Origin of the sequence: Aliivibrio sifiae, assembly GCF_002954715.1 — a bacterium.
Lineage (GTDB): Bacteria > Pseudomonadota > Gammaproteobacteria > Enterobacterales > Vibrionaceae > Aliivibrio > Aliivibrio sifiae.
On record NZ_MSCP01000002.1, the window covers coordinates 940712 to 948921 of the forward strand.

Annotated in this window: 11 protein-coding genes; 1 reads left to right on the forward strand and 10 read right to left on the reverse strand. The window is 36.9% G+C overall.

Features of this window, described 5'->3' with window-relative positions:
• Nucleotides 1-111: 111 nt before the first annotated feature.
• Both BTO23_RS15445 and BTO23_RS15450 read right to left on the reverse strand, forming a co-directional pair.
• Nucleotides 112-882 (reverse strand): hypothetical protein, encoded by a 771-nt coding sequence (locus tag BTO23_RS15445; RefSeq protein ID WP_105063949.1) that lies wholly within the window; start codon nucleotides 880-882, stop codon nucleotides 112-114.
• A 710-nt stretch (nucleotides 883-1592) separates the two neighbouring features.
• Nucleotides 1593-1934: an SH3 domain-containing protein gene (locus BTO23_RS15450; protein WP_105063950.1), complete on the reverse strand. Its 342-nt coding sequence runs from the start codon at nucleotides 1932-1934 to the stop codon at nucleotides 1593-1595.
• A gap of 109 nt (nucleotides 1935-2043) precedes the next feature.
• Here BTO23_RS15450 and BTO23_RS21395 point away from each other — a divergent pair, with 109 nt between their 5' ends.
• Nucleotides 2044-2190 carry a hypothetical protein gene (locus BTO23_RS21395; RefSeq protein ID WP_170066757.1) on the forward strand — a complete coding sequence of 49 codons (147 nt, stop codon included), beginning with the start codon at nucleotides 2044-2046 and terminating at the stop codon, nucleotides 2188-2190.
• A gap of 1047 nt (nucleotides 2191-3237) precedes the next feature.
• Here BTO23_RS21395 and BTO23_RS15455 read toward each other — a convergent pair.
• The 8 genes from BTO23_RS15455 to BTO23_RS15495 form a co-directional block, all read right to left on the reverse strand.
• Nucleotides 3238-3768 carry a GNAT family N-acetyltransferase gene (locus BTO23_RS15455; RefSeq protein WP_012551863.1) on the reverse strand — a complete coding sequence of 177 codons (531 nt, stop codon included), beginning with the start codon at nucleotides 3766-3768 and terminating at the stop codon, nucleotides 3238-3240.
• Nucleotides 3765-4034, reverse strand: coding sequence for a type II toxin-antitoxin system TacA family antitoxin (locus tag BTO23_RS15460; protein ID WP_005423939.1), 270 nt, complete (start codon nucleotides 4032-4034; stop codon nucleotides 3765-3767). Before BTO23_RS15460 ends, BTO23_RS15455 begins: the two co-directional genes overlap by 4 nt.
• 232 nt (nucleotides 4035-4266) lie before the next feature.
• Nucleotides 4267-4743 (reverse strand): GNAT family N-acetyltransferase, encoded by a 477-nt coding sequence (locus BTO23_RS15465; RefSeq protein ID WP_105063951.1) that lies wholly within the window; start codon nucleotides 4741-4743, stop codon nucleotides 4267-4269.
• A gap of 115 nt (nucleotides 4744-4858) precedes the next feature.
• Nucleotides 4859-5362: a GNAT family N-acetyltransferase gene (locus BTO23_RS15470; RefSeq protein WP_170066758.1), complete on the reverse strand. Its 504-nt coding sequence runs from the start codon at nucleotides 5360-5362 to the stop codon at nucleotides 4859-4861.
• 144 nt (nucleotides 5363-5506) lie between these two features.
• Nucleotides 5507-6061 (reverse strand): hypothetical protein, encoded by a 555-nt coding sequence (locus tag BTO23_RS15475; RefSeq protein WP_105063953.1) that lies wholly within the window; start codon nucleotides 6059-6061, stop codon nucleotides 5507-5509.
• Between the two features lie 135 nt (nucleotides 6062-6196).
• Entirely contained in the window at nucleotides 6197-6733 is a 537-nt protein-coding gene (locus BTO23_RS15480; RefSeq protein WP_105063954.1) for a GNAT family N-acetyltransferase, read from the reverse strand.
• Between the two features lie 186 nt (nucleotides 6734-6919).
• Nucleotides 6920-7270: a cupin domain-containing protein gene (locus tag BTO23_RS15490; protein WP_019823146.1), complete on the reverse strand. Its 351-nt coding sequence runs from the start codon at nucleotides 7268-7270 to the stop codon at nucleotides 6920-6922.
• 224 nt (nucleotides 7271-7494) lie between these two features.
• Nucleotides 7495-8010: a GNAT family N-acetyltransferase gene (locus BTO23_RS15495; RefSeq protein WP_105063956.1), complete on the reverse strand. Its 516-nt coding sequence runs from the start codon at nucleotides 8008-8010 to the stop codon at nucleotides 7495-7497.
• Between the last annotated feature and the right edge of the window lie 200 nt (nucleotides 8011-8210).

Consider the following 8210-nt stretch of genomic DNA (forward strand, 5'->3'; position numbering starts at 1 on the left):
CCTGCATAACACGTTTGCTACTATGCAAATCAAGCTCAAATTTACCACTTAAAACGGTAAACTCAAAGAAACCTAGAATGCCGAATGTAGCAAATCGTGTTGATGCATTTGTTATGAGCCAGAGAATAGACTCAATAGTGGTTCAGCGACATTCTGTCCTTTATCATATAATCCAATCAGTGCATTTGCCATACGATCAGTCTCAGCAATACCTTTACTAGCCGTTTTTAAATTACCCCAAACCGTAGCCACTTTTGATGCTTCATCATGATCATCGTCAGTACTTTCAGAAATATCATCTACCCTCGAAGCTAAATCAGTAAATCCTTGAGAAAAAGCCTTCTTGAGTGCTGAGCCACCTGTAATTGGATAACTCTGAATTGCACTTTCAATAATATCTAGTTGGCTAATTAAAAAATCATGCATTCCAGGAGAAAGCGAACTAGTTTCAATCTCTTCCTTTAATGCCCTTACTGAGTTTAAAATTGATTCCAGCTCATCTTTATCAACTGCATCTTCATCTTCTAGTATTTCACTACAATACCTTAATGCTAATATCGTATCCGTGCTCAAATTATTTTTATAGCTAGTCCACGTCGCTGAAAGATTATTTACTGAAATTGTACTCTTAACTCGATCCAAATATGGTTGATAGAGATTTCTACTAAAACTTGTTTGTTGCATTAAAGATTCAAGCAACTCAATTTCTTTACGAACTAGCATCAATTTACTATATACTTCATGAGGATCTTTTTTGACAACATTAATATCTAAACCAAACACTTCACCCCATGCAACAGACATAGTTACACTATCATTTTTAGATTTTACCTGATTTACGAGATTTAATACCCGTTTCGCAGGATTATTTAGATATTCCATTTATTCTCCAATGTACCTAATTTAGCTCATAACGCCGCAATAACACGTGCGAAAGACTGACTTACAAAACCAATTGCACTCCAAACCGCGAATGCCGAATGTAAATAGCATCGTGTTGATTGCTTTGTTATACGAGCCTTGCTTTCGCTCCGATAAACTTGGTAAAGAACTGATTTACCAATATTTACTGTAAACTTAGTTTAATTAGACTAGCTCAATTAAGCGAGCAAAATATCCAATCACCGCCAATAACTGTGAAACGAAACAATCCCTTTTTCTTACGCCATTTGTACGAATTGGTTTCAACCAGCTTGGAACTGATAAACTAAATATCCTAACCACAATTGGGATTGAAAATTCTACGAGGAAAACACTGATGCTGGATAAAATGAGGCATAACCAAAGAATAATTGAAGCATAAATTAGCCGCTGAAACGCCTGAATTTGGGGCAATAATAGATCAATGCCGAACCTGATGAAACGAACACCAAAAGGCAATAAAGAAAAAGATAAACCACCCTACTTTCACACCTAAAAAGCTAATGGTTCAATCGCTGAACTGAACCAAAAAACTGCATTCTCAGAGTTCGTATAACGCCGCAATAACACGTTTATTACTACAACGACTTAGCTGAATTTTACTGCCTTAAACACCTAAACCAAAGACAAACCTACAACGCCGAATGTAATAAATCGTGTTGATTGCTTTGTTATGCGATACCTACAGTTTGTACCGGAACCCAACCTTTCTCGCCACGAGTATTTACAACAAGAAACCATTCATTTAGCTCAGATAAAACCGTTAATGATTCACTCATTTGAGTATCGAGTTCAAAAGCATTGTAATTACATTTGGCTATTCCTTTAGTTTTACATTGAGCCATTTCAATATAATCAACTGGTGCCCAACCTTCATTTCCATCGGTAGTTATCGTTCTGATCCAACCAATAAATTCAGTATCAAGATGGCCAAGAATTAAAGACTCGCCTTTGTTAAACGAAATTGGATTTGGATAATCTGATTTATGAGCTTCCTTAACTACAACTTCCATAATATTTCCTTATATCTTCTATTCGCATAACGCTTGCATAACACGTTTATTACTATGCAAACCAACCTGAATTAACCGCCCTAATCACAAAACCCAAGGCAAACCCAGAATGCCGAATGTAATAAATCGTGTTGATGCGATTGTTGTGCGTACTCACTTTCGGCTTGGCCAACTTGGTAAAGAACTGCTCTGCCAAAATTTTCTAAGCCCTGATTCTAATTTACCGACGCCAATTAAGCGAACAAAATGTTCTTAAATTGCGAGATAAAGTAAATGGAAAACAGATACATTTTTTACACCATTTGAACGACTTGGTTTCAGCAGATTTGGAACTGATAAACCAAATATCCTCGCCACAATTGGGATTGAAAATGCTGAGAGCAAAACACGAATGCAGGCTAAAATGAGGCAATACCAAAGAACCATTGAAGCGTAAAATAGCCTCTGAAACGCTTGAATTTAGGCCGACAATGCTTAATTGCCGAACCTGATGAAACGAACACAAAAAGGCAACAAAGAAGAGAATTTGTGATAGCCAAATAGCGTTTACAAAAGTCTCGTTTCTATTGAGGAACCGTGCAAAAAATTTCGGACTCAGTACGCACAACGCCGCAATAACACGTGCGAAAGACCGACTTACAAAACCAATTACACTCCAAACCGCGAATGCCGAATGTAAATAGCATCGTGTTGATTGCTTTGTTATACGAGCCTTGCTTTCGCTCCGCTTAAATTGGTAAAGAACTGATTTACCAAGATTTGCTGTAAACTGAGTTTAATTAGACTGGCTCAATTAAGCGAGCAAAATATCCAATCAACAGCAATAATTGTGAAACGAAACAATCCCTTTTTCTTACGCCATTTGTACGATTTGGTTTCAGCAAATTATGATCTTATAAACCAAATATCCTAACCACAATTGGGATTGAAAATTCTACGAGGAAAACACTGATGCTGGCTAAAATGAGGCATAACCAAAGAACAATTGAAGCGTAAATTGGTTTCTGAAACGCCTGAATTTGGGGCAATAATAGTTCAATGCCGAACCTGATGAAACGAACACCAAAAGGCAACAAAGAAAAAGAAAAACCACCCTACTTTCACGCCTAAAAAACTAACGGCTCAATCGCTGAACTGAACCAAAAAACTACATTCTCAGAGTTCGTATAACGCCTGCATAACACGTTTGCTACTATACAGACTTAGCTGAATTTTAACGCCTTAATCACTGAAACTAAAGGCAGACTGACAACGCCGAGTGTAGCAAATCGTGTTGATGCATTTGTTATATTCACTCTTACGTCTAAGTGAATAACTGACCGACTGTTTTCATCGGAATGAACATTCTTACACGACCATTGATTTCACAAAGAACCTCGAAACCATATTTTGCGTAGAAGGATTCTGCTTGTTCAGTTAAACAATCAACAACAATGGCATAAGCTCTCATGTGAGAGTTAATTTCCCAAAGATATTCGAGAGCTTTGATTAAGCTAACTTTACCTAACCCACTTCCATGAAATTCTTTATGAACTGCCAGTTGAGCTAAAAGGAAAACAGGAATTGGATAGCGTGGTAATTTTTTAGCCATAGCTTGTGGCAACGTATCACGGCTAATTGAACTTGGCGCGATACTATAAAATGAACAAATTGGATATTTTTGATTTGGCAGTGGCACAGAAGCAGGCAAAACCATAGTGCGGCTGATACCTGCTTGCATATGTTTAGCGGCTTGAGTTTGGATAAAATCATTTAACTCTTTTTCACCGCAGTCAAATGATGCTCTATCGTGTTGTGATTTATCCAATTCTTTGAAAGTCTTGGAATAACTCACTTAAACTCACCACTTTTAGTAAATGCAGCCGCTTCAAGTAATGCTTTATTCGGAGCTTTAGCCTCGTCACAAGCAATCATGAATTGATCAAATACATTGGCTTCAACAGTGATGCTTTCATGCTCAGAAATCACCTGAGTTGAATCTTCGTCCATTAAACGAACAACGTATTCAGTTAAGCTTTTTAAACCAAGTAAAGCTGATGCCTTCTCAGCCTTAGCTTTGATTTCTTCATCCAAGCGGATATCAAGTCTTGCTGTAGCCATAAAACCTCCAATTGTACGGAGTGATTCCGTAATTAACCTGAGTATAAGATTTAAACGACCAAAGTGCAAATTGTACGGAGCTAATACGGATTTAATTTTTAAGCTTTGTGAATATAACGCCTGCATAACACGTTTGCTACGATACAGGCTTAACTGAATTTTAACGCCTTAATCACTGAAACTAAAGGCAAACTGACAATGCCGAGTGTAGCAAATCGTGTTGATGCATTTGTTATAACCGTTTTTCCATGCGTGACAAATCCCAACTCTCACCATCAAATGATAAGCTATTAGTTACCTGCTCAAATTCTACAAAACCCAGTTTTTCGTAACATGAAATAGCTGATTTATTGTGACTGAAAACACCTAATGTCAATAAATTAGCTTTGTAATTAACCTGAGCCTTTTCAATAAGTAGCTGTAGCATGGTTTGAGCTAAACTCTGGCCTCGATATTCAGGTGAGATAAATACGCGGCAGATACGAAATTCATTAACTGAAACTTGATAAAGCTCCACAAAACCAACAGGATTATTCTCAACAGTAAATAGAAATGGAAACACCTGTGGCTGCTTACAATGAATGTCAATTTGTTCATGAGTAAGAGGATATTTATAAGCTGGCCCGCCCCATAAATAACAAAGTTTTTCGCTATCTATCCAGGCAGTAAGCTGATCATAGTCCTTATGTTCAAAAGTCTCTAATTCCATGATTTCCTCTTGAGGTTATAACGCCGCAATAACACGTGCGAACGCCTTACTTTCCAAACCAATTATACTCTAAACCGCGAATGCCGAGTGTAATAGCATCGTGTTGATTGCTTTGTTATACGAATTCCTCAACAGATAGAGTGACTAACTTCTCATCATTATAAATAACTACTGATTCATCAATTTCCATTCCTAATTTTTCTAGGATTTTAATTGATGGGATATTATCTTTTACTGCCACACCATATATCTTCTGATGATTACCCAACCCAAATGTAAACCCTAAAACAGCGTTAGCAGCTTCATATGCATAACCCTTTCCTTGTGCGTTTTGCATAAAGCCATATCTAATATCACTACATTCAACGTTTGGCGAGGTTTCTACACCAACATAGCCAAGCTTAACCTCTGGGTTAACTTTTGAATAAACAATAAAAGAGCCAAAACCCTGTTTCCAATGATCCATTCTTTTAACTACATGCTGAAATATTTCATCATTATTATAAGGTGCCGATTTTGGAAGATATTGGCTCATCAATGGGCAAGACATAATTTGCTTATAGATATCAATATCCTCAATCATTACTGGTTTTAGTATTAACCGTTCTGTTTCGGTCATCCTTGTATCCACCTTATTCGTATAACGCCTGCATAACACGTTTGCTACCATACAGATTAAGCTCAAATCTACCACTTAATACGGTAAACTCAAAGAAACCTAGAATGCCGAATGTAGCAAATCGTGTTGATGCGATTGTTATGTTTAAAGCTTACCATTATAACTAATACTATTAGTATCAATCCCTACATCATTTCTCATTGCATTAATTAACTCTAAAACTAAAACACGAATAGCTTTCCAGTCATAAGGGGCATTACCATGCGCAATTATAAATAGTTTATCGACTAAATTATCTTGTGCATCCATAACCTCTTGAGGTGCTAGCATTGCTAAATAGCCATATAACTTTAATCTTTGTTGATTAAATGCTTTCAAGGCGATTTTGGAGTCTTCGGTTGACAAATTATTGCCATCATAATTGAAATCGAATGAAGCTAATAAATCAGCCACCGTATCAATTCCCATTCTATAAATAGCAACTTTATCATTATGCGAGTTAAGTAACTTCTCTTGAAGTATATTTAATTCATACTTCATAGATTCAAGTGATTTAGCTTGTAATCCTTTTTCTGTTTCCAAGATACGATTCGCCCATACTTTCCCAAGCCAAGACGAAAGTCCAAAAAAAATCAATCCCGCAGAACCTACAGATGTAATTGATGCCACGATAATTTTAAAAACTGATTCCCAATCCACTTTATTCCCCTTAAACATAACGCCTGCATAACACGTTTGCTACCATGCAGACCTAGCTGAATTTTACTGCCTTAATCACTGAAACTAAAGGCAAACTGACAACGCCGAATGTAGCAAATCGTGTTGATGCATTTGTTATGCCTTTACCCACTCAGTGTGTAAGACTGAAAAAACTACAGTGTCCCACCATTGGTTTTTAAAAAATCGATGCTCACGAAAATGACCTTCTTTCTGCATACCGAGTGATTCACACAATTTAATTGCTGCTGCATTTTTACTAATTGTTTCTGCGTACAGTCGATGAACGTTTAATTCACGAAAACCAAAATCTGCTAATGCAATTGCAGCCTCTTGCATTAAACCTGAACCTTGGCGCTTTTTCAATAAACCACAACCAATTGATGCCTGAAAATCAGATTCTAAGCGCAAACAAACCGTACCAATAAACTCTCCACTATTTTTATCCTCAATAGCTAATTGAAACGAATGCCTCGGACTTTCATTTGATTGTTCAATAAACAATTTTGTCAGTTTTTTATATTTATCGGGATCACAATCTGACTCATTATAAAAACGTTGATATTTGGTGTCTTGAGACATAGCAACAAAGTACGCTTCATCTTCAGGCATCATATCGCGTAAAATAAGATTATCCGTATCAATTTTAAACATTAACTTCCTTTTTTATTCGTAGGCATAACGCCTGCATAACACGTTTGCTACTATGCAGATTAAGCTCAAATTTGCCACCTAATACGGTAAACTCAAAGAAACCTAGAATGCCGAATGTAGCAAATCGTGTTGATGCGATTGTTATGGTGATTGTCTTGCACCTAACTGAAATGAGCAATATAACAGTTACTTTAAACTTGCTTGGATGATTAGCAATTCAATGTCTTCGGCAGAATCATTTAATAAGCCATGAGTACCAAAACGTTTATTCACAATCATATCGCCAGCAATAACTCGTTTAGTTTCACCCTCAATAATCATTGAGCCTTCACCTTTGAGGATTATATACATTTCTTCATCATCTTCGTGAGAATGCTCCCCCATTGAACTACCTGGCGGCATAATGACACGAATAGCAAAATCCCAAGCACCATCAAAATCTTTACGTCTAAATGCACGGTAAATATCAATAGACCCAACACCGTCATGGCTATTGTTATCAACTTCTTTATCACAGTTGTAGAAATTACGAATCATTGCTATCCCTTTCTATTCTTGTCCAATTAATAATATTTCTTACCGCTAAGAGGTTAAATTAAAAACAGTTTACGCTCTACCAAAAACCACACAGGAAATGTCACAAAAATTACCATAACGCCGCAATAACACGTGCGAACGCCTTAATTACCAAACCAATTATACTCTAAACCGCGAATGCCGAGTGTAATTAGCATCGTGTTGATTGCTTTGTTATACCGTTTCTAACAGCGTACCCAATACCTTGCTAATGGATTTGGAAAGACCTTACCCATTACGATATTTCCAAATTTACCACCGTTACTTTCTATGATTTTTCGTGAAGCTATATTGTCTTCGTCAGCAGTTAATAGCACTCGATTAAGCACAAGTTTTTTAGCTTTGGTTAAAGCCAATTTGAGTATCGATTTTCCATAACCATTTCGACGGAATGACGGTGCTATATCATAACCAATATGACCAGCTTCCAGTGCCAGAAACTCATTACTTATATTGTGACGAATACGAACCACACCCAAAATAGACTGATTATCATTAATTAGCCAAAAGTGGCTACATGGGACAAAACCTTCACGTAAGTTAATCCCGTTACTTTCATCAGTTAAACTTTGAATATACGAAGAAAAATCCTCTTTTCCCAATAAGTAGGATTCAATATTACTAATGTCGTTGGCTATATAATCCTCGAAGAAAGCTAAGAATTCTGACTCCAATTCCAATGATGGTACAACTAATTCCATGTCAACTTCTCCTTTTAACGGTATAACGCTGGCATAACACGTTTATTACCATGCAAACCAACCTGAATTTAACCGCCTTAATCACGAAACCCAAGACAAACCCAGAACGCCGAATGTAATAAATCGTGTTGATGCGATTGTTGTGCGTGCTTACTTTCGGCTTGGTCAACTTGGAAAAGAACTGCTTTGCCAAGATTTTC